Raw genomic sequence first — 23561 nt, forward strand, 5'->3', positions numbered from 1 at the left:
ACATATGAAGCTGAGCGTGATCATGCCGGTCCACAATCGCGAACAATTCGTTGGCCTCGCGCTACGCTCGCTGCTCAGGCAACGCGAAAACGTCGATCTCGACATCATCGTCATCGACGATGGGTCGACCGACGGCTCGGCGGCCGTCGTGCGGTCATTGGTCGACCAGGCCCCATGCATTCGTCTTTTCCAGCAGGCCAATGGCGGGGTCACCAAGGCACGCAATGCCGGGCTGAAGCAATTGCTGCCGCAGACGCGGCTGGTATCGTTTCTCGATTCCGACGACATCTCGCCGATAGGGCGCTTCGCGGCGGATATCGCCTGCTTCGAAGAGGATCCTGGCCTCGACCTGACCTATTCGCGCATGACGCTGGTCGACAAGATCGATGGCGAGACGCTGGAGCCGGCCGCCGACAGCCACGCCATCACCGTGCGGGGAATCCACCTGTCAGCCGGGATTTTTGCACGGGAACTCATCGAGCGCACCGGCGGCTTCGACGAGGACTTCAGGCAGGCGGAGGACACCGACTATCTGTTGCGCATCTTCGAGAGCCAGGCAAAATACATTATGCCCGATACGGTGGCTCTCTATTACAGGCGTCATCCCGGCAACATGACCAAGGAAGCCGACGTGCCCTTTCGCGAGTTCATGCGCGCCATCCATAAGTCGATGAAGCGCCGCAAGGCAGACCCCGGCTTGCGGCGGGTCGAGGGCATATTCGACTTCAAGGATCTCGCGCAGTGGCGGTTCCTGTAATGGCGGGCTATGGCGTCGTCATTCCGGCTTTCAACGCGGCCGCAACCATCGGCGCGGCGCTGAACTCGGTTCTGGCCCAGACGGTCAAGGCGGAAGCCATCGTCGTGGTCGATGACGGATCGACCGACGATACGGTTGCCGTGATCGAGGCGATGAACCTGCCGGTGACGGTGCTGCGGCAAGAGAATGAAGGCCCCGGAAGCGCCACCACCAGGGGTTTTGACGCACTCTCGACCCCGTTCGTCGCGACGCTCGACGCCGACGACCTGTGGCTGCCGGACAAGATCGAAAAACAGCTAGCCTGCCTCGACCGTGATCCCGGAACAGCGGGCGTCTTCGCGCACTGGCGGACGTTTCGCGGCGACAGGCCCGATTTGCCCGAGACGGCCAGCGTGGCAGGCTGGTCGCGCACGACGATGATGATCCGCCAGGAGGTGGTGACGGCCGTCGGCCCCATTGTCGACCCACAAGGCGGCCGCGGCGAGATGATCGACTGGATCGCCCGGGTTCGCGAGGCAGGCTTTGTCCTTGCCATGCTCGACGACGTGCTGGCCTTGCGCCGCATCAGGCCCGGCAGCCTCTCTTATGGACGCGACCCGGCGCGCGATCGCGGCTATCTCGAAGTGGCAAGGCTGGCCATGAAAAGGCGCGCGCAAGGCAGAGCGGGTGGTGGCTGATGGCCAAGGCTGTCCGCCGCATCACCCGCCGGTTTCCCGACTATGGCTGGTCCTGGCCGACCGGCGGTCTCGACCAGTTGCTCAAGGCGGCACTCCTCGATGACGAGGAGGCGGCCAGCCAATGCGCGATGCAATGGTTGGCTGTGAACGACATCGATCTCGTCTCCTTCCGCGAACACCGGCTGCTGGCCGCCATTTCGGACCGATTCGGCAGGAAATTGGCTGGCCATACCGCCTTCCCACGGCTTTTGGGCCTGCAGAAGATGCTGTGGACCAAGTCGCGGATGGCGATGCGCGAAGCCGAACCGGCACTGAAGGCGATGGCGGATGCCGGATGCATGGTGATGCTCATCAAGGGCGCCAGTCGAATTGCCCTCGACGCGGCGGCACAGCGTGGGCGGGTGGCGCACGACATCGACATACTGGTGCGGCCGCAGGACATGCAAACGGCCTTCGACGTGCTGCGCGACCGCGAATGGCAGATCGCCACCGGCGTCAGCCCGCAATATCTGAGGACAAGACTGGCCTCGCTGCGCTCGATGAACTTCTTCAAGGGCAATTTTGGCGACATCGACCTGCACCAGCTTGCCTATGACGGTTCGCAGCAAAGCGATGAAGACGACATCGCCATCTGGCGACGGGCGGACCCCGCCATTTTCAGCGGCGTCGACGTGCTGGTGCCGTCGCCCGCCGACCGCATCGCGCTTGCCATCGCGCATGGCGGGCTCGACGCCCACACGCACAGCGACTGGCTGGTCGATTGTGCGGTGGCCATTCGCGGCGGCGATGTCGACTGGGACGTGTTCCTCGATGTCTTGGCCAGGCGCGGCCTTGCCGTTGCCGCGGCGGTGGCGCTCTCCTACCTCGCGCTTGAAATTGGCGTGACCGCGCCGGACAGAGTGCTGGCCCGTGTGCTGGAGATGGCCGACAGCGCCGGCCCCTCGCGCTGGTCCGGCGTGCTGCAGGCCAAGCCACGAACCGATTTCGGCAGGCTGGTCTGGCTGTCACGCGGCCTTGCCAAGCAATTGCGGCTTCGCCGCAAGAGCGGCCGCCTGCGGCAGGAACCGCCCGCCAAAGCCTGGCGGAGCAAGCCGGGCCGCCCCGAACCGCTGAATGCATCGTCGCCACCGGCGTTCTCCCAGGCCATACCCTGTCCGCGAACGGCGGGGGACATGATGTTGGACATCACCGTCAGGATCAGTGTGCCACCGGTCCGGCGCCGCATCGAAATGGAGATCAATGCCGATGACGACCATGTCGCGCGCCTGCGCGCCATGGCCATCAGCCGATCCGGTGGAGAAAGGGTTCTGCGTTTTCGTGGCAAGGTGACGCTTGACGGCGAACGGCAGGCCATGACGCTGGAGGCGCGACCCTCCCGGCAATTCCGCCGGTGGGACGATGCGGAGACTGTCGCCACCTATGGCGCGCTGCCGTTCCAACTGATCTCGGCGACATTTTCGCCGCTGCGCTGACAGAACGCCGTGCCGTCACATGGCTTCATGGTAACGAGGATGTCCGGCGGCAGAAGCCCCTCCAGTATGGCTCATGCGGCACCCTCGTCCGGCTTGGTCACCCGCCGCAATGTCAAATTGATCCGCCCGCCGTTTTTCAGCAATGCCGAGGTCGACGGGTAGATGCGGTCGACGCCGTGGAAGGCGAGACGGCCCTCACCGCCGAGCACGACGACGTCGCCGCTTTTCAACCTGAAGGATTTGGTGCCGCCGTCACGCGTCGTCTGGCCGACCCTGAACAGGCAATCGTCACCCAGCGAGACGGAGACGACAGGCGCCGAGAAATCCACCTCGTCGCGGTCCTGGTGCAGGCCCATCTTCGCTTCGGCCGTGTAGAAATTGACCAGGCAGGCTTCCGGCGGATGCCGATAGCCCGAGACCTGCCGCCACAGGTCGAGCAGACGGTCCGGAATAGGTGGCCACGGCATCCCGGTCACCGGATGCGTCGGCTGGTAGCGATAGCCTCGTTCCTTGTCGGTGACCCAGCCGAGCGGGCCGCAATTGGTCATCCGTACGCTCATCTCCTTGCCAGTGCGCGGCATGGCCGGCACGAACAGCGGAGCCTGCTGGACGATGCTTCTCACATCCTCGACCAGCGCCTCCTGGGCGGCGCGCGGCAGATAGGCCGGCATATGGCGGACGCCCTTGGGCAGGACGAGCATGGATTGCCTCGCATGGCGATGTTTCGTCGCCTCAACATGCCACTATCGAACGCAAACGGCGACCCGAAAGCCTGCGGCAGCGGCTATTGCTACATGGGCCAGGGCCGCAGCATCACGGCTTCGCTGAAGCGCCGCTGGTAGAATCGAACACGCCGCGCATGCTTTGGGATGCGCGGCGCCCGATTTCGCTGCCTCGCTGCAGCTTTCGCGGTGCTTAATCGTTCTCTACCCGGCCGCGCAGCTTCTTGATCGTGCCGCGACCGGCCTTGCTCTTCAGCCGCCGTTCCACCGCGCCTTTCGAGGGCCGCGTCTTCTTGCGTGGCGGCGGTGGCGGCTCGGCGGCCTTGGCGACCAGTGCGGTCAGCCTTGCGCGCGCATCGGCGCGGTTCTGTTCCTGGGTGCGGAAGCGTCCGGCCTCGATGACGATGACGCCGTCCTTGGTGGCGCGCTGGCCGGCAAGCTTGATGGTGCGGGCCCGCACGCGTTCCGACAGGCCCGCGGCGTTTTGCGCATCGAAGCGCAGCTGCACCGCCGTGGCCACCTTGTTGACGTTCTGGCCGCCAGGACCCGACGAGCGGATGAAATCCTCGTGCAGGTCGCCCGGATGGATCACGGCTTCGCCGGATATGATGATGTCGTCGTCGATCGGCATGCCGCAGTCATGGCGCGGCGGGCCGAAAAAGAAAAGGCCCGATCGAAACCGGGCCTACACGACACTGAACGCAACGATGTCGAGCGGGTTGGCGATTACTCCGCCGCTTCCTGCATACGGGGTGCCGCACCCAGTACGACGGCATCGACATGGCTTTCGAATTTCTCGAAGTTGACGGCGAACATGCCGACCAGCCTTGCTGCCTGCCGGTCATAGCCAGCCTTGTCGGCCCAGGTCGAGCGCGGATCGAGAATGGCGCTATCAACGCCAGGCACGGCCACCGGCACCTCGAAGCCGAAATTGGCGTCGGTGCGGAATTCGGTTGCCTTCAACGAGCCATCGAGAGCGGCGGCAAGCAGCGCGCGCGTCGCCTTGATCGGCATGCGCTTGCCGGTGCCGTAGGCGCCGCCGGTCCAGCCGGTGTTGACCAGCCAGCAATCGGCGCCATGTTGGGCAATGAGCTCGCGCAGCAGATTGCCGTATTCCGAGGGATGGCGCGGCATGAACGGCGCACCGAAGCAGGTCGAGAACGTCGCCTCGGGCTCGGTGACGCCCTTTTCGGTTCCGGCCACCTTGGCGGTGTAGCCGGACAGGAAGTGATACATCGCCTGCGCCGGCGTCAGCCGTGCGATCGGCGGCATCACGCCGAAAGCGTCGGCGGTCAGCATGATGATGTTCTTGGGATGGCTGGCGCGCCCGGTCTTCGAGGCATTGGGTATGAAGTCGAGCGGGTAGGCGCAGCGCGTGTTCTCGGTCAGCCGGCCGTCGTTGAAATCCGGCGCGCCATCGGCGTCGAGGATGACATTTTCCAGCACGGTGCCGAAGCGCTGTGTGGTGGCGAAGATCTCCGGCTCGGCTTCGGCCGACAGCTTGATCGTCTTGGCGTAGCAGCCGCCTTCGAAATTGAAGATGCCGTGCGGCCCCCAGCCATGCTCGTCGTCGCCGATCAGCGTGCGCGACGGATCGGCCGACAACGTGGTCTTGCCGGTGCCCGACAGGCCGAAGAAGATGGCGGCGTCGCCGCCGGCACCTTCATTGGCCGAGCAGTGCATCGGCATCACGCCTTTTTCCGGCAACAGATAGTTGAGCATGGTGAACACCGACTTCTTCATCTCGCCGGCATAGGAGGTGCCGCCGATCAGCACGATCTTGCGGGTCAGATCGACGGCGATCACCGTTTCGGTGCGGCTGCCGTGGCGGGCGGGATCGGCGCGGAAGGACGGCAGGTCGATGATCGTCATCTCGGGCACGAACTGCTCGAGTTCCGTTTTGCCCGGTCGGATCAGCAGATTGCGGATGAACAGCGAGTGCCAGGCGAATTCGGTGATCACCCTGGTGGGCAGCTTCAGCTCGGCATCGGCGCCGCCGACCAGGTCCTGTACATAAAGATCCTTGTCCGCGGCGTGGGCCCGGAAATCGGCAAGCAGCGTTTCGAACTGCGCCGGCGAGATCGCCTTGTTGTTATCCCACCAGACATGCGGCTCGGTGGCAGCGTCGCGGACCACGAACTTGTCCTTGGGAGAACGGCCTGTGTGCTGGCCGGTCTCGGCGACCAGCGCGCCATGCGCGGTCAGCCGGGCCTCATTGCGCCGGATCGATTCCTCGTAAAGCGCCGCCGCACCGAAATTGTAGCGCACCACGCCAGAGGTTTTCAGGCCGATACGATCGATCGCGCAAGCAGGATTGCGTGTGCCGACTTCCGACATGGGTGTCCCTTCTTAGATTTCCGCATCTTTGCCGGCGCATTTCCGGCATGCCTACTGCGCAGGCTAATATGGTCAGAACCAGAAAAGCCAAATGATATCAAATCATTAATCGATTTAAATATTTTGAAAGTTGTTTAAATCGTTTATATATGCGAAAAGTTTCGCGGTTGCCCAAAGGATTGGCGATGTTCGTTCGTCCAATCCATGTCGAGGTTGGATTGTGGCCGGCGGCACCCCGCGCGTGACAGCGGACAAGGCCTATGCCACATTTTGTACCTAATTTGTCCTGCAAAAGCCCCTTCTCTACTAAAGAAGGGACAGCTCATGAGGGAGCCGCTTGAAATGGCAACAATCGCGCTTGTCGATGACGACCGCAACATTCTGACGTCGGTGTCGATCGCCCTCGAATCCGAGGGATATCGCGTCGAGACCTATACGGATGGTGCGTCCGCGCTGGAAGGCCTGGCGGCGCGCCCGCCGAATCTTGCCATCCTCGACATCAAGATGCCGCGCATGGACGGCATGGAGCTGCTGCGCCGGATGCGCCAGAAGTCCGACCTGCCGGTGATCTTCCTGACCTCCAAGGACGACGAGATCGACGAATTGTTCGGCCTCAAGATGGGCGCCGACGACTTCATCCGCAAACCGTTCTCCCAGCGCCTGCTGGTCGAGCGGGTACGGGCCGTCCTGCGCCGAGCCAGCGCCCGCGAGGCCGCGGCAAAAGCGCCCAGCCAGCAGGCCCGTTCGCTCGAGCGCGGCCAACTGGTCATGGACCAGGAACGCCACACCTGCACCTGGAAGGGCGAGCCGGTGACGCTCACCGTCACCGAATTCCTGATCCTGCATTCGCTGGCGCAGCGCCCCGGTGTGGTAAAAAGCCGTGATGCGCTGATGGATTCGGCCTATGATGAACAGGTCTATGTCGATGACCGTACGATCGACAGCCATATCAAGCGGCTGCGCAAGAAGTTCAAGGCTGTCGACGACGACTTCGAGATGATCGAAACCCTTTACGGAGTCGGATACCGGTTCCGCGAGGCGTGAATAGGCAGTAGGCAGTAGGGAATAGTCAGTAGTCCGTTTTTGAATGGTGCGAGCGGCCACTCACACATGGCCACGATCTCAGCCACTTCTCTGTTCCCTACTGCCTACTCACTACTCACTAACTAGGCGGGAGCTGCTATTCGATGGCAGTGGAAGCACAGCGAAGCAGGCCGACGGGCGCCGCCAGGCGGCCGTCGCGCATCATGCCGTCCTTCGTTTCGAAGATCACGGTGCCGATGCGCCGCTTCCTTGGCCACCACATCTTTTCCAGCCTGACGCGGCGCATCCTGTTCCTCAACCTTGCCGGACTGGCTGTCCTGGTCACCGGCATCCTCTACCTCAACACATTTCGCGACGGGCTGATCGACGCCCGCGTCGAAAGCCTGATGACGCAGGGCGAGATCATCGCCGGCGCGATCGCGGCGTCGGCGACGGTCGAGACCGATTCGATCAGCATCGATCCGGAAAAGCTGCTGGAGCTGCAGGCCGGCGAAAGCCTCGGGCCCGGTTCGGACCAGCTCGATAATCTCGACTTCCCGATCAATCCGGAGCGCGTCGCGCCGGTGCTGCGGCGGCTGATCTCGCCGACGCGGACACGGGCCCGCATCTATGACCGCGACGCCAATTTGCTGCTCGATTCGCGCCATCTCTATTCGCGCGGCCAGATCCTGCGCTACGACCTGCCGCCGGTCGAGGAGGAGGAGCCCGACCTCGTCGAGCGCATCCAGAAGTTCATCTTCGACTTCTTCCGCAACACCGACCTGCCGGTCTATCGCGAGCAGCCGGGCGGCAATGGCGCTGCCTTCCCGGAAGTGGTCAAGGCGCTGACCGGCAGCCCGTCGACGATCGTGCGCGTCTCCGAACAGGGCGAGCAGATCGTTTCGGTGGCGGTGCCGATCCAGCGCTTCCGCGCCGTCCTCGGCGTGCTGATGCTGTCGACCGAAGGCGGCGACATCGACAAGATCGTCGCCGCCGAACGCAAGGCGATCCTGCGCGTGTTCGGCATCGCGGCTCTGGTCACCGCCATCCTGTCGATGCTTTTGGCTTCCACCATCGCCAACCCGCTACGCCGGCTGTCCGCCGCGGCGGTGCGGGTCAGGCGCGGCGTCAAGAGCCGCGAGGAGATCCCGGATTTTTCCGACCGCCAGGACGAGATCGGCAATCTGTCGATCGCCGTACGCGACATGACCAACGCGCTCTATGCGCGCATCGAGGCGATCGAAAGCTTCGCCGCCGATGTTTCACATGAATTGAAGAACCCGCTGACCTCGCTGCGCAGCGCGGTCGAAACCTTGCCGCTGGCCAAGAACGACAATTCGCGCAGCCGGCTGATGGAAATCATCCAGCACGACGTCAGGCGGCTGGACCGGCTCATCACCGACATTTCCGACGCCTCGCGTCTCGACGCCGAGCTCGCGCGCGAAGACGCCGGAACGGTGGACCTGAAGAAATTCATCACCGACCTCGTCGCCGTGTCGCGCGAGACCACCCGCAACAAGAAGGCCGTCGAGATCGAGCTCAAAGTCGCCAAGCTACCGCAGGGCGTCAAAGGCTATTTCGTCGTCGGACACGATCTGCGCATCGGCCAGGTCATCACCAATCTGATCGAAAACGCCCGCTCCTTCGTTCCCGAGGACCATGGCCACATCAGCCTGTCGCTGGCGCGTGCCGGCAAGTTCAACATCCTCACCGTCGACGACAACGGTCCCGGCATCCGCGCCGACAACATCGACCGCATCTTCGAACGCTTCTACACCGACCGGCCGGCCGGAGAGGCGTTTGGCCAGAATTCGGGCCTTGGCCTGTCGATCTCCAGGCAGATCGTCGAGGCCCATGGCGGCACGCTGACCGCCGAAAACATCCCCGGCACCAAGCCCGGCGAGATCAAGGGCGCGCGCTTCGTCGTGACGCTGCCGGCCGAAGCGTGAATGCTGGTCCAGTCGTGCGGCCTGAAAACATCCACGCTACGGGCTTGCTGATCGGCGAACGCGGCATTCTCGTTAGCGGGGCGTCCGGTTCGGGCAAGACGACGCTGGCGCTGGCGCTGATCGACCATTGCCGCCAGCGCGGCCTGTTCTCACGGCTCGTCGGCGACGATCAGCTTTTCGTCGAGGCGCATGCGGGGCGGCTGGTGTGCCGCGCCCCCGCCACCATAGAAGGTCTCGCCGAGGTGCCGGGACTTGGGCCGCGGGCGCTGGCGTTCGAACCTGCCTGCGTCGTCGACCTGCATGTGCGCCTGCTGCCGGCTGGTGAAATCGCCCGCTTCCAGGAGGACGCCAGCGACGACATCGTCGGCTGCGCGGTACCGCGGATCGATCTTGCCGAGCGCAATGTCCAGGCTGCCCTGCCCGCCGTGATGGCGCGGCTGTCGATCATGCCTTTTCTATGATCTGCCCCGGGTTTTTTGCTGCAATGCGTCAAAATGGCATGGGCCGGCGCAATTTTGGGCTTGTCAACGGGCCTCGCGTCGACAAGATAGCGCTCCCGCCGCCTGGAATGGCTGGCGAGCATAAAATGCGCCTGTGAAGCGGCGATGACGGGAGCCACCAAAGAATGATCGGACTCGTGCTTGTAACGCACGGTCAACTGGCCACCGAGTTCAGACATGCCGTCGAACATGTCGTCGGGCCACAAGACAATTTCGAAACCGTGGCGATCGGTGCCGACGACGATATGGAGCAGCGTCGCCGCGACATCATCGACGCCGTGGCCAGCGTCGACACCGGGGCGGGCGTGATCGTGCTGACCGACATGTTCGGCGGCACGCCGTCGAACCTTGCCATCTCGGTGATGGAGTCCGGCCGCACCGAAGTGATCGCCGGCATGAACCTGCCGATGCTGATCAAGCTGTCATCGATCCGCAAGGGCGACAACATGGCCGCCGCGCTCGACGAGGCGCAGGCCGCCGGCCGCAAATACATCAACGTCGCCAGCCAGCTTCTGAGCAGCAAATGAACGCACTATCCCCGGAAAAAGACCAGATTGTCCGGGAGTTTCCGATCGTCAACCAGCGCGGCCTGCATGCGCGCGCCTCGGCGAAGTTCGTCCAGCTCGCCAGCCGTTTCGACGCCTCGGTCCATGTCGAGAAGGACGGCGTCAAGGTCGGCGGCACGTCGATCATGGGCCTGATGATGCTTGCGGCCAGTCCTGGATACTCGATCCGCGTCACCGCCAGCGGCCCGGAAGCGCTTGAGGTCATGGACGCGCTGGAGCAGCTCGTCGCCTCCCGCTTCGGCGAGGAAAGCTGACCCGAAGGCCCAGCCTAAGCAGCCTCTAGGGACATGCAGGGATAAAGATTTCTTTATATCCCATTGTCGTCTCGGCGCCGATCTGCTAGTCAGGCCGGCAATTCGCGCCCTTCCACGCGCCAACCAACGCGGGCGCATCCGCAACCAATTCGCACGCACAACACTTCGCACGGAGCACTGCCATGACGGGTAGCAAGGACTATGTGGTCGCCGACATCTCGCTTGCCGGCTGGGGCCGCAAGGAACTGGATATCGCCGAAACCGAAATGCCGGGCCTGATGGCCTGCCGCGAGGAATTCGGCGCCAAGAAGCCGCTCACGGGCGCGCGCATCACCGGCTCGCTGCACATGACCATCCAGACCGCGGTACTGATCGAGACGCTGAAGGCGCTCGGCGCCGATATCCGCTGGGCTTCCTGCAACATCTTCTCGACCCAGGACCACGCGGCCGCGGCCATCGCCGAAACCGGCATTCCGGTGTTCGCCGTCAAGGGCGAGAGCCTGGAGCAGTACTGGGACTACACCGACCGGATCTTCCAGTGGACCGATGGCGGCCTCTCCAACATGATCCTCGATGATGGCGGCGATGCCACCATGTACATCCTGATGGGCGCCCGCGCCGAGGCCGGCGAGGACGTGCTGTCCAACCCGCAGAGCGAGGAAGAGGAATATTTCTATGCGCAGGTCAAGAAGCGCCTGACGGCTTCGCCCGGCTTCTTCACCAAGCAGAAGGCGGCGATCCGCGGAGTCACCGAAGAGACGACCACCGGCGTCAACCGGCTCTACCAGTTGCAGAAGAAGGGCCTGCTGCCCTTCCCGGCCATCAACGTCAACGACTCGGTCACCAAGTCGAAGTTCGACAACAAGTATGGCTGCAAGGAATCGCTGGTCGACGGTATCCGCCGCGGCACCGACACGATGATGGCCGGCAAGGTCGCGGTCGTCTGCGGCTATGGCGACGTCGGCAAGGGCTCGTCGGCCTCGCTCAAGGGCGCCGGCGCCCGCGTCAAGGTCACCGAGGTCGATCCGATCTGCGCCCTGCAGGCGGCGATGGACGGCTTTGAAGTCGTCACGCTCGAAGACGCGGCTCCAACCGCCGACATCGTCATCACCACCACCGGCAACAAGGATGTCGTCACCCTCGACCACATGCGCTCGATGAAGGACATGGTGATCGTCGGCAACATCGGCCATTTCGACAATGAGATTCAGGTGGCGTCGCTGCGCAACCTGAAGTGGACCAACGTCAAGCCGCAGGTCGACATGATCACCTTCCCGGACGGCAAGCGTATGATCCTTTTGTCGGAAGGCCGCCTGCTCAATCTCGGCAACGCGACCGGCCATCCGAGCTTCGTCATGTCGGCGTCCTTCACCAACCAGGTGCTGGCTCAGATCGAGCTGTTCACCAAGGGCGAGCAGTACCAGAACCAGGTCTATGTCCTGCCCAAGCACCTCGACGAGAAGGTCGCGCGCCTGCACCTCGACAAGCTCGGCGCCCGCCTGACCGAACTGTCGGGCGAACAAGCCGCCTATATCGGCGTCACGCCGCAGGGTCCTTTCAAGCCGGAACACTACCGCTATTAACCAAAGCTAAATTTACTACCATATATTGACGCCGGGCGATTGACTTTCGCCCGGCTTTATTTTTGCGCGCGATCAGCCTTCACGGCGATTCGGCGAGGGTTTATTGTCAGGTGATTCGCGACGCTTCCGGCCCGAGAGGGGATCAAGAGAGGCGCGTATCAGGGCGGTCTTGCATTCAGTCGGCGGAGAGGACCAAGACATGCCGGGGCAATACCCGCACGGAGCGGGACAGGCCGTTTCCGGCGGCCATGACGATTCGGGGACCACTGGCTCCGCAACCCGGCGCGAGCGTCTTTCATGGCGTGGCCGCGCCGGACTGCTGCTTGCCGGCTCCATGCTTGCCGGCCCGCTGTTTGGCGCGGCGGCGCGTGCCCAGGCTGCCGGTGTGTCGACGGCCGGTCTTTCGATCAGCACGATCGAGGTCATGCAGCTTGCCGTGTTCGTCGGCGTGACAGGCACGGCATTTCTGTCGGCTATCGTGCTGATCCGCGAACGCGCCCGCACCTCGGCGGAGAATGTCGAATTGAGAAGCCGCGTCGCCGACGTCAACGCGGCGCTGCGCCGTTCGGAGGCGCTGCTCAATCTGCGCGACCAGCGCGTGATCGTCTGGGCCTCGGAAAACAAGAAACCCGAGCTTGTCGGCGTATTGCCGGTCGAAAGCGGCGCTCCGGAGGAACGGGCGGCGTTCCTCGCCTTCGGCCGCTGGCTGATGCCGCGCTCGGCGGCGGCGCTCGAACATGCCATCGCGGCGTTGCGCGAAAAGGCCAGACCCTTCGACCTCGTCATCGAATCGCAGGCCGGCGCCCCGCTCGAAGTGCATGGCCGCAAGAGCGCGGCGCATGTTCTGGTGCGGTTTGTGTCGCTTTCCGAAACACAGCGCAGCCAGGCGCGGCTGAAGATCGAGAACCACCGGCTGGCCGCCGACCACGACACGATGATCGGCCTGCTCGAAGCGTTGAAAATGCCGGCGTGGCTGCGCGACGAGCATGGGCGCCTGAAATGGGTCAACCGGGCCTATGCCGACGCGGTCGAAGCCGAGAGCGCGGAAGCCGCCGTGCGCGACGCCAAGGAATTCCTCGGCGGCCAGGCGCGCGAGGCGATCGACGCCCAGCACAAACTGCATCCGGTTTTCGAGCAGTCGCTCTCCACGGTGATCGAAGGCGACCGCCGGGTGTTCGCGGTGACCGACTTCGCCAGCGCCGACGGCTCGGCCGGCCTTGCCTGCGACACCAGCGCCATCGAGTCCATTCGCGGCGAGTATGAGCGGACCGTGCGAAGCCATGCCGACACGCTCGACCAGCTCAACACCGCGGTCGCCATCTTCGACACCGACGAGAAACTGCGCTTCTTCAACCAGGCCTTCCAGAAATTGTGGGGGCTGGACAGCGGGTTCCTGCACAGCGCGCCCGACAACGCCCTTTTGCTCGACCGGCTGCGCAGCGAAGGCAAGATCGCCGAGCAGCCCGAATGGCGCCGCTGGAAGGAAGGCCTGCTCGGCGCCTACCGCGCGGTCGAATCGCAGGAGCACTGGTGGCACCTGCCGGATGGCAAGACCATCCGCGTCGTCGCCAACCCGCAACCCAAGGGCGGCGTCACCTGGGTGTTCGAGAACCTGACCGAGAAAATGGATCTCGAAAGCCGCTACCGGACAGCCGTGCGTGTCCAGGGCGAAACGCTCGACAATCTCGCCGAGGGCGTGGCGGTGTTCGGTCCCGATGGCAAGCTTCGGCTGTCGAACCCGGCCTTCGCCACGCTGTGGAGGCTGGATGCCGAAGCGACCAAGCCGAATGTGCACGTTTCCACCATACGCGACCTTTGCGACCGGCAAGCGGTGGACAGTCCCTGGCCCAGCTTCGTCGCCGCCATCACCGGCTTCGACGACGAACGCCGCGACCGCCACGGCCAGACCGAACTCAACAACGGCACCGTGCTGCGCTACGCCATGATCCCGTTGCCCAACGGGCAGGTGATGATGACCTTCGTCGACGTCACCGACGGCGTCCGTGTCGAACGCGCGCTGAAGGACAAGAACGAGGCGCTGGAAAAGTCCGACCAGCTCAAGAACGACTTCGTCCAGCACGTGTCCTACGAGCTGCGTTCGCCGCTGACCAACATCATCGGCTTCACCGAATTGCTCTCGCTGCCGACGACCGGGCCCTTGACGCAGAAGCAGCGCGAATATGTCGAGCATGTCGGTTCTTCGTCCTCGGTGCTGCTGACCATCGTCAACGACATACTGGACCTCGCGACGGTGGATGCCGGCATCATGCAGCTCGACATTTCCGAGGTGCATGTCGACCGCACCATCGCGGCGGCCGCCGAACTGGTTGCCGACCGGTTGCAGGAACATTCGATCCGGCTCGAGGTCGATGCCAAGGCTGCGCCCAAGACGTTCCACGGCGACGAGACCCGCATCCGCCAGATCCTCTACAATCTGCTCAGCAACGCCGCCAACTACGCGCCGGAAGCCAGCACCATCCGGCTCGCCTGCCGCCATCTGGCGGACGGCGTGGAATTCTCGGTTCATGACGATGGGCCCGGCATGCCGCCCGATGTGCTCGATTCGGTGTTCCGCCGCTTCGAGCCGCGCGCCAATGGCGGCCGCCGGCGTGGCGCCGGGCTCGGCCTGTCGATCGTCAAGAGCTTCGTCGAGCTGCATGGCGGCGGCGTCCGCATCGAAACCGGCAAGGACAAGGGCACGACTGTCATTTGCACTTTCCCCGACATGCCCGGCATCCGCGCCGCGGCCGAGTAGCGCGCTTCGATGACGGCCCTGGTGCTGGAGCGTTTGCTCGCGGACGAGACAGAGACGGCGCGGCTGGGCGAGGACCTGGCGCTGGCGCTGCGCGCGGGCGACGTGCTGGCGCTCAAGGGCGACCTCGGCGCCGGCAAATCGACGCTGGCGCGGGCCCTGATCCGGACGCTGGCGGACGATGCCGGTCTCGACGTGCCGAGCCCGACCTTCACCCTGGTGCAAAGCTACGACACCCGTATTCCGGTCCATCATTTCGATCTCTACCGCCTGTCCTCGGCGGCCGAACTCGACGAACTCGGTTTCGACGAAGCGCTGACGCAAGGGGCTGCCCTGGTCGAATGGCCTGAACGGGCAGAGGGTTATCTGCCCAAGGCATCGCTGTTGATCGAGCTTGTCCAGCATGGCGAAGGCCGGCTGGCACGATTGTCGGGGCAAGGGGCGGCCTTCGACCGCGCGGCACGGTCGCTGGCCATGCGCGGTTTTCTGGAAAGCGCCGGCTGGGGCGAGGCACAACGCCGCCATTTCATCGGCGATGCCTCTGCCCGTTCCTATGAGATCGTGTCGCTTGCCGGCCGGGAGCCGCGGGTGCTGATGAACTCGCCGCGGCTGGTGCTCGGCCCGCCGGTGCGCGACGGCAAGCCCTATGCGGTGATCGCCCACACCGCCCAGTCGGTGTCGGCCTTCGTCGCCATCGACCGTGCCTTGAAGGCCGGCGGCGTCAGCGTTCCCAATATCCATGCCGAGGACCAGGACCAGGGATTCCTGCTCATCGAACATCTCGGCTCGGAAGGGTTTCTCGGCGGGGATGGCGAGCCGCTGGCGGAGCGCTACACGGCGGCCGCCGAACTGCTGGCCATGATGCATGGCAAGACCTGGCCGCATCGCCTCGAAGCCGGACCGGGCAGGTTCCATATAGTACCGCCATTCGACCGCGCCGCGATGATGATCGAGGCCGACCTGCTGGTCGACTGGTACGTGCCGGCGATATCGGGCAATCCGCCAAGCGACGATTTGCGCGCCGGCTATACCAGGGAGTGGAACGCGCTTTTCGACCGGCTGCGGGCCAGTGAATACACGCTGATGCTGCGCGACTTCCATTCGCCCAACATCATCTGGCGCGGCGACCGCTCCGGCCATGACCGGCTGGGCATCGTCGATTTTCAGGATGCGCTGATCGGGCCTTCAGCCTATGATCTGGCGTCGCTTGCCATGGATGCTCGCGTCACCATATCGCCCGGGATCGAGAGAAGGACGCTCGATGCCTATGTCGCGGCGCGCCATGCGGTGGACGCCTTCGACGAGGCGAGCTTTCTGGAATCCTATGCAATCATGGCCGCGCAGCGCAATTCCAAGATCCTCGGCATTTTCGTGCGGCTCGAAAAGCGCGACGGCAAACCCTATTATCTGAAGCACCTGCCGCGCATCCGCGACTATCTGCGCCGGGCGCTGTCCCACCCCGCGCTCGGCAGCCTGCGGGAGTTCTACGATGCGCACGGGCTGCTGGAGGAACGGGCGCTGTGACAGCGAGACCTGACACTGCCATCGTACCCCAAACCGCGATCGTACTCGCCGCCGGGCTCGGCAAGCGCATGCGGCCGATCACCGACGCCATCCCCAAGCCGCTGGTCCGGATCGCCGGCAAGACCTTGCTCGACTGGGGCCTCGACAGCCTGGCCGCCGCTGGTGTCGGCAAGGCGGTGGTCAACGTCCACTATCTCCCCGAACAGATCGTCGCCCATGTCGCTCAGCGCCATGTGCCGCGCGTCATCATCTCCGATGAAAGCGAGCGGCTGCTCGATTCCGCCGGCGGCATCGTCAAGGCGCTGCCGCAACTGGGCGCGCAACCCTTTTACATCCTCAACGCCGACACGTTCTGGATCGATCATGGTCCGCTCAATCTCGGCCGCCTCGCCCTTGCATGGGACGCGGCGAAAATGGATATTCTGCTGATGCTGGCGGATCTCCATCAGGCGACCGGACATTGCGGCTCCACCGATTTCCTGGTGGCGCCGGACGGCGCCTTGCGGCGTTCGAAAGGAGACCCGGCGGGCCTGATCTATGCCGGCGCGGCGATCGTCCATCCGCGCCTGTTCGCGGACGCATCCGCCGAACCGCATTCGCTCAACGCCTATTTCGACAAAGCCATTGCAGCCGGGCGCCTGTTCGGCATGCCGATGCGCGGTCACTGGATCACCGTCGGCACGCCCGATGCCATCCCGCTCGCCGAAGCGGCAGTCGCCGGCGCGCTATACGAGTCGCAATGAGCGGCCCAAGCCGCGTTTTCTCCATTCCCTCCGGTGCGCCGTTTCTGCCGACGCTGGCCGAGGCGCTGCTTGCCGGCCGACTGGTTCCAGGGTTTCGCTTCGATGGCGATCCACTCGCTTTGGCCGACGTCACCATCTATGTGCCGACGCGCCGCGCGGCGCGGGCCTTGCGCGGCGTCTTCGTCGACAGCCTGAAGGCGCGCGGCGGCGGAGGTTCGGCGATCCTGCCGGTCATCCGGCCGCTCGGGGAATTCGACGAGGACGAAGCCGCTTTCGAAGCAGAGCCGTCGGCGGCGATCGACCTCGCGCCACCGATCGGGGCGACCGAACGGCTGTTGCTGCTGACGCCGCTGGTGCGCGCCTGGAAACGCCGGCTGCCGGCCCATGTGGCCAAACTTTTCTCCGAGGAGATCGTCATCCCGGCCTCGACCGCCGACGCGATCTGGCTGGCGCGCGACCTTGCGGGGCTGATGGACGAGATCGAGACGGAAGGCACGGATTGGGCGAAGCTTGAAGGCCTGGTGACCGGCAATCTTGCCGGATGGTGGCAGGTGACGCTTGAGTTCCTCGGCATCGTCACCGATGCCTGGCCGAAATTCCTCGAAGAGCAAGACCGGTCCAATCCGGCCGCGCATCGCAGCGCGCTGATCCGGGCGGAAGCCGCGCGGCTGCGGCGCAACCCGCCCGCCGGGCCGGTGATCGCCGCGGGGTCGACCGGCTCGATACCCGCGACGGCTGAACTGCTTGCCGTGATTGCCCGCTTGCCCGGCGGCGCCATCGTGCTGCCCGGGCTCGACCGGACGCTGGACGAAGCGTCCTTCGAGGCGCTTGTCGCACCCGGCGCGCGGCCCGCCGTGCTCGGCCATCCGCAATATGGCTTGGCCAGGCTGATCGGCAAGATCGGCGTGCTGCGCGGCGATGTCGACGAGATCGGCGTGGCCGAACCCCGGCTTGCGCTTCGCGCGGCCCTTGTCGGCGAGGCGCTGCGGCCGGCCGAAACCACCGAATTGTGGGCCGAGACGCGTAACGCATTTTCCGCGCCAGACATTGCCGCCGCCTTCGCCGACGTGACGCTGCTCGAAGCCGCCAGCGAACGCGACGAGGCCGTAGCCATCGCCGTCGCGCTCAAGCAGGCGGTCGAAGAACCGGGCCAAAGAGCGGCTCTCGTCACCGGCGACCGTGCGCTGGCGCGACGCGTCTCGGTCGAACTCAAGCGCTTCGGCGTCGTCGCCGATGATTCCGGCGGCACGCCGCTCGCCAACAGCCCGGCGGCAAGCCTGCTCAGGCTGGCGCTCGAAGCGGTGTTCCGGCCAGGCGATCCGGTCGGTCTCTTGTCCCTGCTCAAGCATCCCCTGCTCTGCCTGGGTCTGCCGAGAGCCGACGTGCGCCATGCGGCGGAACTGGTCGAACTGGTGGCGCTGCGCGGCGGCACCGGCCGCCCCAACATCGCTTCGCTGCCGGACTTGTTCGAGGCCCGCCTCACCAACGTCGCCGAAGGCAGCCGGCCGCCCTTCTGGGTTGCGCGGCTGACCGTGCGCGCCATTGAAAGCGCGCGGGATTTGCTCGAACGTCTCAACCGAGCGCTGGCGCCGCTTGCAGCGTTTCGCGGCCAGGCGACCGCCGACCTTGCCGCGCTGGTCGAAGCCAGCGTGGTGGCGCTGGAGGATCTCGGCCGTACCGCCGATGGCGGGCTTGGCGAACTCTACGCCGGCGATGCCGGCCAAAAACTCGCCGAATTGCTGCGCGGGCTGGTCGCGGCTCCGGCAACGCTGTCGTTCGCGGCGAACGAGTGGCCCGACGTGATGGACGCGCTGATCGCACCCGAAACGGTCAAGCCGGCACAAGGCACCGACCGGAACATCGCCATCTGGGGCGCGCTGGAAGCACGCCTGCAGGATGTCGACACGCTGGTCATCGGGGGGCTCAACGAAGGCGTGTGGCCGCGCAAGCCCGAGAGCGACCGCTTCATGTCGCGGCTGATGAAGACCGGCATCGATCTCGAGCCGCCCGAACGGCGCATCGGCCTTGCCGCTCATGATTTCCAGATGGCGATGGGCGCGGGGAAGGTGCTGTTGGCGCGCTCGGCGCGTTCCGGCGACGCACCGGCGGTCCCGTCACGCTGGCTGCAGCGGCTGCTGACCTTCATCGGCAGCGACCAGGCGGCAACACTGCGCCGGCGAGGCGACGAGCTGCTCGCCTGGGCGCGTGCGCTGGATACCGGGCCTAAGCAAGATTTCGCACCACGGCCGCAGCCCAAGCCGCCGCTGTCGGTGCGCCCGACGCACTTCTCCGTCACCGAGATCGAGACCCTGCGCCGCGACCCCTACGCCGTCTATGCCAGGCGGATCCTCGGCCTGATGCCGCTCGAGCCGCTCATCCGCGATCCCGGTGCGGCCGAGCGCGGCACGCTGTTCCACGCCATTCTCCACCTGTTCTCCTCCAGCGTGGCCGACCCGCGCGCGCCAGACGCGCTTGCCGACCTTATCGCTGCCGGGCGCGCCTGTTTTGCCGAGGCCGCCCTGCCGCCCGATGTCGAGGCGGTGTGGTGGCCGCGCTTCGAAAAACTCGCCGCCAACATCATCGAATGGGAACGCACCCGCGCCGACGCGGTGATACGGCGGCATGCCGAGGAGCGCGCCGGAAAAACCGTCGTCGGCCAGTCCGGCGTGACGTTGTCCGGTTATGCCGACCGCGTCGACCTGCTGGCCGGCGGCATGGCCGACATACTGGACTACAAGACCGGCTCCTCGCCCTCCAAGGCACAGGCACACACGCTGCTGGCGCCGCAGCTGGCGCTCGAAGGCGCACTGCTCAGGCGCGGTGCCTTCAAGGATCTGGGCGCATGCGAGCCCTCCCAATTGGCCTTCATCCGGCTGAAGCCGAACGGCGAGGTGTTCGAAGAGTCCATCCTCGAACACAATCGCCAGCCGCGAACCGCTTCCGATCTGGCGGAAGAAGCCTGGGCACGGCTGGAAAAGCTGCTGATCCATTATGCCGACCCGAAGACCGGCTATCTGTCGCGGGCGCTGCCGTTTCGCGAAGGCGAGACCGATGGCGACTACGATCACCTCGCCCGCGTGCTCGAATGGTCGGCCGGCGGCGATGCCGGTGACGATGGAGGGGAGGCATGATGAAGGCCTATCCCATCCCGAGCGACACCGCGACCAGCCAGGCCCGTGCAGCCGATCCCCAGAACTCCGCCTGGGTGTCGGCCAACGCCGGCTCCGGCAAGACCCATGTGCTGGCCCAGCGCGTCATCCGGCTGCTGCTCAACGGCACCGATCCGTCGAAGATCCTGTGCCTGACCTATACGCGCGCCGCGGCCGCCAACATGTCGAACCGGGTGTTCTCGACGCTGTCGGAATGGACATCCCTCGGCGACCCGGATCTCGCCGCCAGGATCGAAGCGCTGGAAGGCCGCCGGCCCGACCGCGACACCATGCGCCGCGCGCGGCGCCTGTTCGCCGAGGCGCTGGAGACGCCGGGCGGGCTGAAGATCCAGACCATCCACGCCTTCTGCGAATCCGTGCTCCACCAGTTCCCGCTGGAAGCCAACATCCCGGCCCATTTCGAGATGCTGGACAGCCAGATGGAAGCGTCGCTCTTTGCCGCCGCGCGCCGGGAGATGATTTCGGCCGCCGGTGACGCGGATTTGACCGGGGCCTTCGCAACCGTGCTGGAGCGCGGCGGCGAAGCCGGGCTTGACGCCTTGCTGGGCGAGATCGTGCGCAAGCGCGACGGCTTGCGCCACTTCCTCGAAGCGGTCGGGCGTGACGGCTTCCAACCCTTGTTCGATGAATTCCATTTCCGCCCTGGCCAAACCGCCGAGGGCCTAGCGGCCTCGGCCTGGCCGCTGCCCGGCTTCCTGCCGGACTATTTCGCCGGCTTCGCCCAGGCCGCCGAATCCACCGACGCCAGATCGGTGCTGAACAACATCCTGCCCTATGCGCGCCAGGCCTTTGCCGAGACCGATCCGGTTCGCCGCCTGCAGCAGCTTGCAAGGGCCTTCCTCAAGACCGATGGCCATCCCTACGATCCGGCAAAGGCCTTCAAGAAAGCGCTGACCGACCGGCTGCCGGATCTGGCCGAGCGTTACCTGTCGGCATCCAGCGCCATCATCGAGACCGTCGACCGGCTGGCGCTGTTCCGGATGCTGGAAGGCACGGCTGCCGCGCTGACCATCGCCGACTGGCTGATCGCCCGCTACGAGGTGCTGAAGCGCGGCCGCGGCTTTCTCGACTTCAACGATTTGATCACCCGCACGGTCAACCTCCTGGCGCGGCCCGATGCCGGCCCGTGGGTGCAATACAAGCTCGACCAAGGCATCGACCACATCCTGCTCGACGAGGCGCAGGACACCAGCCCGGATCAATGGGAAGTGGTGAAGCGGCTGGCGGAAGAATTTTTCGCCGGCTTCGGCGCCCGCGACCGTGTCCACCGCACGGTGTTCGCGGTCGGCGACGAGAAGCAGTCGATTTATTCCTTCCAAGGGGCCGCGCCAGATTCCTTCGCCGACAGCCGGCTGCTGTTCGCCGGGCGGGTGCGCGATGCCGAGGCTTCCTTCGCCGACCTCAAGCTGACCTGGTCGTTCCGCTCGACCGACGATGTGCTTTCCGCCGTCGACCGCGTCTTTGCCGATCCTGTGGTGCGGCGCGGCATCAGCCACGATCCCGACCCGCTGAGCCACAAGGCGATCCGCACCGACGCGCCGGGCTATGTCGAGGTGTGGCCGTCGATCGGTGCCGATATCGTCGACGAGCCCGATGATTGGACGCAGGCGATCGACCACGCCCACGCGCCGGCCGTGCGCGTTGCCGAGAATGTCGCGGCCACGATTGCCGGCTGGATCGGCAGCGGAGAGATCATCGAGGGCCGCGGCAAGCGGCTGCGGCCGGGCGACGTGCTGGTGCTGGTGCGCAAGCGCGACAGCTTCGTCCATGCGCTGACCCGGGCACTCAAGCGCCGTGACATTCCGGTCGCCGGCGCCGACCGGCTGAGCCTGCCCGGCCACATCGCGGTCAAGGACCTGATCGCGCTCGGCCGCCTCCTCATCCAGCCGCAGGACGATCTGTCGCTCGCCGCCGTGCTGCGCAGCCCGATCTTCGACCTGCCGGAGGAGACGCTTTTTGCGCTGGCAGTGCAACGAGCGCCCGGCCTGTCGCTGGCTGCGTCACTGCGCCAGCATGCCGGCGAAAGCGAAGCGCTGACGATAGTCGTCGCCCAACTCGACATCTGGAGCGATGAGGCCGCCTTCAGGCCGGTGTTCGAATTCTATGCCGGTCTCCTGGCGCGCGATGGCGTGCGCCGCAAGATGGTCGCCCGGCTTGGGCCGGAAGCCGGCGACATTCTCGATGAGTTCCTGAGTTTCTGCCTTGCCGAGGAACGGACCGGCCTGCCCGGGCTGGAAGCCTTCCTGTCGACGCTGGAAAACACCGGGCCCGAGATCAAACGTGAGATGGACCAGACCCGCGACGAGGTCCGGGTCATGACCGTGCATGCCGCCAAGGGCCTGGAAGCGCCTGTCGTGTTCCTGGTCGACGGCGGCTCCGCCCCGTTCAGCGACCAGCATTTGCCGCGCCTGATGCCGTTCGACGGCTCGGGCTGGGGCGGCAAGGGCTATCTCTGGCGTTCGGCCAGCGATGTCGCGAACGGGTTCTCGAAGGCAGCAGCGGCGCGGGCCCGCGAACTCGCCGACGACGAATACCGCCGGCTGCTCTATGTCGGCATGACCCGTGCCGAGGACCGGCTGATCGTCTGCGGCTATCACGGCAAGCGGGCGCCGAACACCGGCACCTGGCATTCGATCGTCAGCCGTGCGCTGATGGGGGCGCCGGAGAGCGAACAGCGTGCGCATCCTGCCGGCGGCGAGCCGGTGTATCGTTTCCATGTCACCGAGCTGCCGCCAGTGGCGTCAAGCGCTGCCGAACAGAGGCGCCAGACCGATGCTTTCGGCCCTTTGCCGGCGAACCTGTTCCGGCCCTTGCCGCCCTTCGAGGATCTGCCGCGGCCGCTCTCGCCATCCGGCGCCTCGGCGCTGATCGAAGAAGGCAAGGAAACGGTGGTCGACAAAGCTTCGCCGGTGCTCGATGCCGATGCCGAGCCAGGATTTGCCGTGCTGCGCGGGCTCGCGCTGCATAAATTGCTGCAAATGCTGCCCGGCATTGCCGAGGACCAACGGGAGGGCGCGGCGGCACGCTACCTCGCGCGAACGGGTGCGGAATGGCCGCCGGCAGAGCGCGAAAAAGCCCTGGCCTCGGTCATCGCCATCCTAGCCGACCCCTATCTCGGCCAGCTGTTTGCGCCATCCTCGCGCGCGGAGGTCGCGATCATGGGCAGCCTGGAGGTAAGGGGAAAAAACCGCTCGATTTCCGGCAAGATCGACCGGCTGGCGGTGACCCCGGACGCGGTCTCGATCGTCGACTACAAGACCAACCGGCCGGCGCCTGCCTCCCTGGCGGAGGTCCCGCCGGCCTATCTGCTGCAGTTGGCGCTCTATCGCGCCCTCTTGCAGCCGCTTTATCCAGGGCGCGAGGTCAAGGCGGCCCTGCTGTTCACCGAAGCGCCACGGCTGATCGAACTGCCGGCCGGGGCCATGGATGACGCCCTTGCCCGACTCACGGGAGCGTGACACAAGACCTGCTTGAAGAAGGGCGCGAGAACCACCACATTTGGTGCGACGAAAACTTTCGAAAGGATTTTCCG

18 protein-coding genes are annotated in these 23561 nt (G+C 65.4%); 15 read left to right on the forward strand and 3 right to left on the reverse strand.

Going from position 1 to position 23561, the window contains the following annotated elements:
• Positions 1-4 precede the first annotated feature (4 nt).
• Genes LB577_RS21965 through LB577_RS21975 form a run of 3 tightly spaced genes read left to right on the forward strand, consistent with a single transcriptional unit; the run spans position 5 to position 2906 of the window.
• A complete protein-coding gene (locus tag LB577_RS21965) occupies positions 5-757 on the forward strand; it encodes a glycosyltransferase family 2 protein (RefSeq protein WP_224688333.1) in 753 nt (250 codons plus the stop codon).
• Positions 742-1434: a glycosyltransferase family 2 protein gene (locus LB577_RS21970; protein ID WP_224688335.1), complete on the forward strand. Its 693-nt coding sequence runs from the start codon at positions 742-744 to the stop codon at positions 1432-1434. The genes LB577_RS21965 and LB577_RS21970 overlap by 16 nt, the downstream gene beginning before the upstream one ends.
• On the forward strand, positions 1434-2906 hold the full coding sequence (locus tag LB577_RS21975) for a nucleotidyltransferase family protein (protein WP_224688337.1): 1473 nt from the start codon (positions 1434-1436) through the stop codon (positions 2904-2906). Before LB577_RS21970 ends, LB577_RS21975 begins: the two co-directional genes overlap by 1 nt.
• Before the next feature lie 71 nt (positions 2907-2977).
• Here LB577_RS21975 and LB577_RS21980 read toward each other — a convergent pair whose 3' ends face one another.
• Positions 2978-3607, reverse strand: coding sequence for an alpha-ketoglutarate-dependent dioxygenase AlkB family protein (locus LB577_RS21980; RefSeq protein ID WP_023765605.1), 630 nt, complete (start codon positions 3605-3607; stop codon positions 2978-2980).
• A 12-nt stretch (positions 3608-3619) separates the two neighbouring features.
• On the opposite strand from LB577_RS21980, the gene LB577_RS33165 reads away from it, so the two are divergent.
• Complete coding sequence (locus tag LB577_RS33165) at positions 3620-3748, forward strand: hypothetical protein (RefSeq protein ID WP_263496190.1); 129 nt, start codon at positions 3620-3622, stop codon at positions 3746-3748.
• Positions 3749-3821: 73 nt separating this feature from the next.
• On the opposite strand, the gene arfB is transcribed toward LB577_RS33165, so the two are convergent.
• Both arfB and LB577_RS21990 read right to left on the reverse strand, forming a co-directional pair.
• Complete coding sequence (arfB, locus tag LB577_RS21985) at positions 3822-4259, reverse strand: alternative ribosome rescue aminoacyl-tRNA hydrolase ArfB (protein WP_013891634.1); 438 nt, start codon at positions 4257-4259, stop codon at positions 3822-3824.
• Between the two features lie 95 nt (positions 4260-4354).
• The gene (locus tag LB577_RS21990; RefSeq protein WP_224688338.1) at positions 4355-5965 is read right to left on the reverse strand and encodes a phosphoenolpyruvate carboxykinase; all 1611 of its coding nucleotides are present in this window, start codon (positions 5963-5965) and stop codon (positions 4355-4357) included.
• Between the two features lie 342 nt (positions 5966-6307).
• Between LB577_RS21990 and LB577_RS21995 the strand changes: the two genes are divergently transcribed.
• The 11 genes from LB577_RS21995 (at position 6308) to addA (ending at position 23487) form a co-directional block, all read left to right on the forward strand.
• Positions 6308-7009, forward strand: coding sequence for a response regulator transcription factor (locus LB577_RS21995; protein WP_010912942.1), 702 nt, complete (start codon positions 6308-6310; stop codon positions 7007-7009).
• A 143-nt stretch (positions 7010-7152) separates the two neighbouring features.
• Positions 7153-8937, forward strand: coding sequence for a sensor histidine kinase (locus LB577_RS22000; RefSeq protein ID WP_283257910.1), 1785 nt, complete (start codon positions 7153-7155; stop codon positions 8935-8937).
• Positions 8934-9398, forward strand: a complete 465-nt coding sequence (locus tag LB577_RS22005; protein WP_224688340.1) for an HPr kinase/phosphorylase — start codon at positions 8934-8936, stop codon at positions 9396-9398. Before LB577_RS22000 ends, LB577_RS22005 begins: the two co-directional genes overlap by 4 nt.
• A gap of 164 nt (positions 9399-9562) precedes the next feature.
• Positions 9563-9964: a PTS sugar transporter subunit IIA gene (locus LB577_RS22010; protein ID WP_224688343.1), complete on the forward strand. Its 402-nt coding sequence runs from the start codon at positions 9563-9565 to the stop codon at positions 9962-9964.
• A complete protein-coding gene (locus tag LB577_RS22015) occupies positions 9961-10257 on the forward strand; it encodes an HPr family phosphocarrier protein (protein WP_224688345.1) in 297 nt (98 codons plus the stop codon). The genes LB577_RS22010 and LB577_RS22015 overlap by 4 nt, the downstream gene beginning before the upstream one ends.
• Before the next feature lie 182 nt (positions 10258-10439).
• Positions 10440-11840 carry an adenosylhomocysteinase gene (ahcY, locus tag LB577_RS22020; RefSeq protein ID WP_224688347.1) on the forward strand — a complete coding sequence of 467 codons (1401 nt, stop codon included), beginning with the start codon at positions 10440-10442 and terminating at the stop codon, positions 11838-11840.
• A 199-nt stretch (positions 11841-12039) separates the two neighbouring features.
• On the forward strand, positions 12040-14595 hold the full coding sequence (locus LB577_RS22025; RefSeq protein ID WP_224688349.1) for a sensor histidine kinase: 2556 nt from the start codon (positions 12040-12042) through the stop codon (positions 14593-14595).
• Between the two features lie 9 nt (positions 14596-14604).
• The gene (gene tsaE / locus LB577_RS22030) at positions 14605-16116 is read left to right on the forward strand and encodes a tRNA (adenosine(37)-N6)-threonylcarbamoyltransferase complex ATPase subunit type 1 TsaE (protein WP_224688351.1); all 1512 of its coding nucleotides are present in this window, start codon (positions 14605-14607) and stop codon (positions 16114-16116) included.
• Positions 16113-16859, forward strand: coding sequence for a nucleotidyltransferase family protein (locus tag LB577_RS22035; RefSeq protein WP_224688354.1), 747 nt, complete (start codon positions 16113-16115; stop codon positions 16857-16859). The genes tsaE and LB577_RS22035 overlap by 4 nt, the downstream gene beginning before the upstream one ends.
• Positions 16856-19990, forward strand: a complete 3135-nt coding sequence (gene addB, locus LB577_RS22040; RefSeq protein ID WP_224688356.1) for a double-strand break repair protein AddB — start codon at positions 16856-16858, stop codon at positions 19988-19990. Before LB577_RS22035 ends, addB begins: the two co-directional genes overlap by 4 nt.
• Positions 19987-23487, forward strand: a complete 3501-nt coding sequence (gene addA, locus LB577_RS22045) for a double-strand break repair helicase AddA (protein WP_224688358.1) — start codon at positions 19987-19989, stop codon at positions 23485-23487. The genes addB and addA overlap by 4 nt, the downstream gene beginning before the upstream one ends.
• Positions 23488-23561 lie beyond the last annotated feature (74 nt).

This window comes from Mesorhizobium sp. B283B1A (assembly GCF_020165735.1).
Lineage (GTDB): Bacteria > Pseudomonadota > Alphaproteobacteria > Rhizobiales > Rhizobiaceae > Mesorhizobium > Mesorhizobium opportunistum.

Bases quoted from the DNA above. Each gene is read 5' to 3' on its own strand.
- LB577_RS22015 (WP_224688345.1), top strand. From the start codon at position 9,961: ATGAACGCACTATCCCCGGAAAAAGACCAGATTGTCCGGGAGTTTCCG.
- tsaE (WP_224688351.1), top strand. From the start codon at position 14,605: ATGACGGCCCTGGTGCTGGAGCGTTTGCTCGCGGACGAGACAGAGACG.
- LB577_RS22010 (WP_224688343.1), top strand. From the start codon at position 9,563: ATGATCGGACTCGTGCTTGTAACGCACGGTCAACTGGCCACCGAGTTC.
- addA (WP_224688358.1), top strand. From the start codon at position 19,987: ATGATGAAGGCCTATCCCATCCCGAGCGACACCGCGACCAGCCAGGCC.
- addB (WP_224688356.1), top strand. From the start codon at position 16,856: ATGAGCGGCCCAAGCCGCGTTTTCTCCATTCCCTCCGGTGCGCCGTTT.
- LB577_RS33165 (WP_263496190.1), top strand. From the start codon at position 3,620: ATGGCGATGTTTCGTCGCCTCAACATGCCACTATCGAACGCAAACGGC.
- LB577_RS21995 (WP_010912942.1), top strand. From the start codon at position 6,308: ATGGCAACAATCGCGCTTGTCGATGACGACCGCAACATTCTGACGTCG.
- LB577_RS21990 (WP_224688338.1), bottom strand. From the start codon at position 5,965: ATGTCGGAAGTCGGCACACGCAATCCTGCTTGCGCGATCGATCGTATC.
- LB577_RS22025 (WP_224688349.1), top strand. From the start codon at position 12,040: ATGCCGGGGCAATACCCGCACGGAGCGGGACAGGCCGTTTCCGGCGGC.
- LB577_RS21980 (WP_023765605.1), bottom strand. From the start codon at position 3,607: ATGCTCGTCCTGCCCAAGGGCGTCCGCCATATGCCGGCCTATCTGCCG.
- LB577_RS21965 (WP_224688333.1), top strand. From the start codon at position 5: ATGAAGCTGAGCGTGATCATGCCGGTCCACAATCGCGAACAATTCGTT.
- arfB (WP_013891634.1), bottom strand. From the start codon at position 4,259: ATGCCGATCGACGACGACATCATCATATCCGGCGAAGCCGTGATCCAT.
- ahcY (WP_224688347.1), top strand. From the start codon at position 10,440: ATGACGGGTAGCAAGGACTATGTGGTCGCCGACATCTCGCTTGCCGGC.
- LB577_RS21975 (WP_224688337.1), top strand. From the start codon at position 1,434: ATGGCCAAGGCTGTCCGCCGCATCACCCGCCGGTTTCCCGACTATGGC.
- LB577_RS22000 (WP_283257910.1), top strand. From the start codon at position 7,153: ATGGCAGTGGAAGCACAGCGAAGCAGGCCGACGGGCGCCGCCAGGCGG.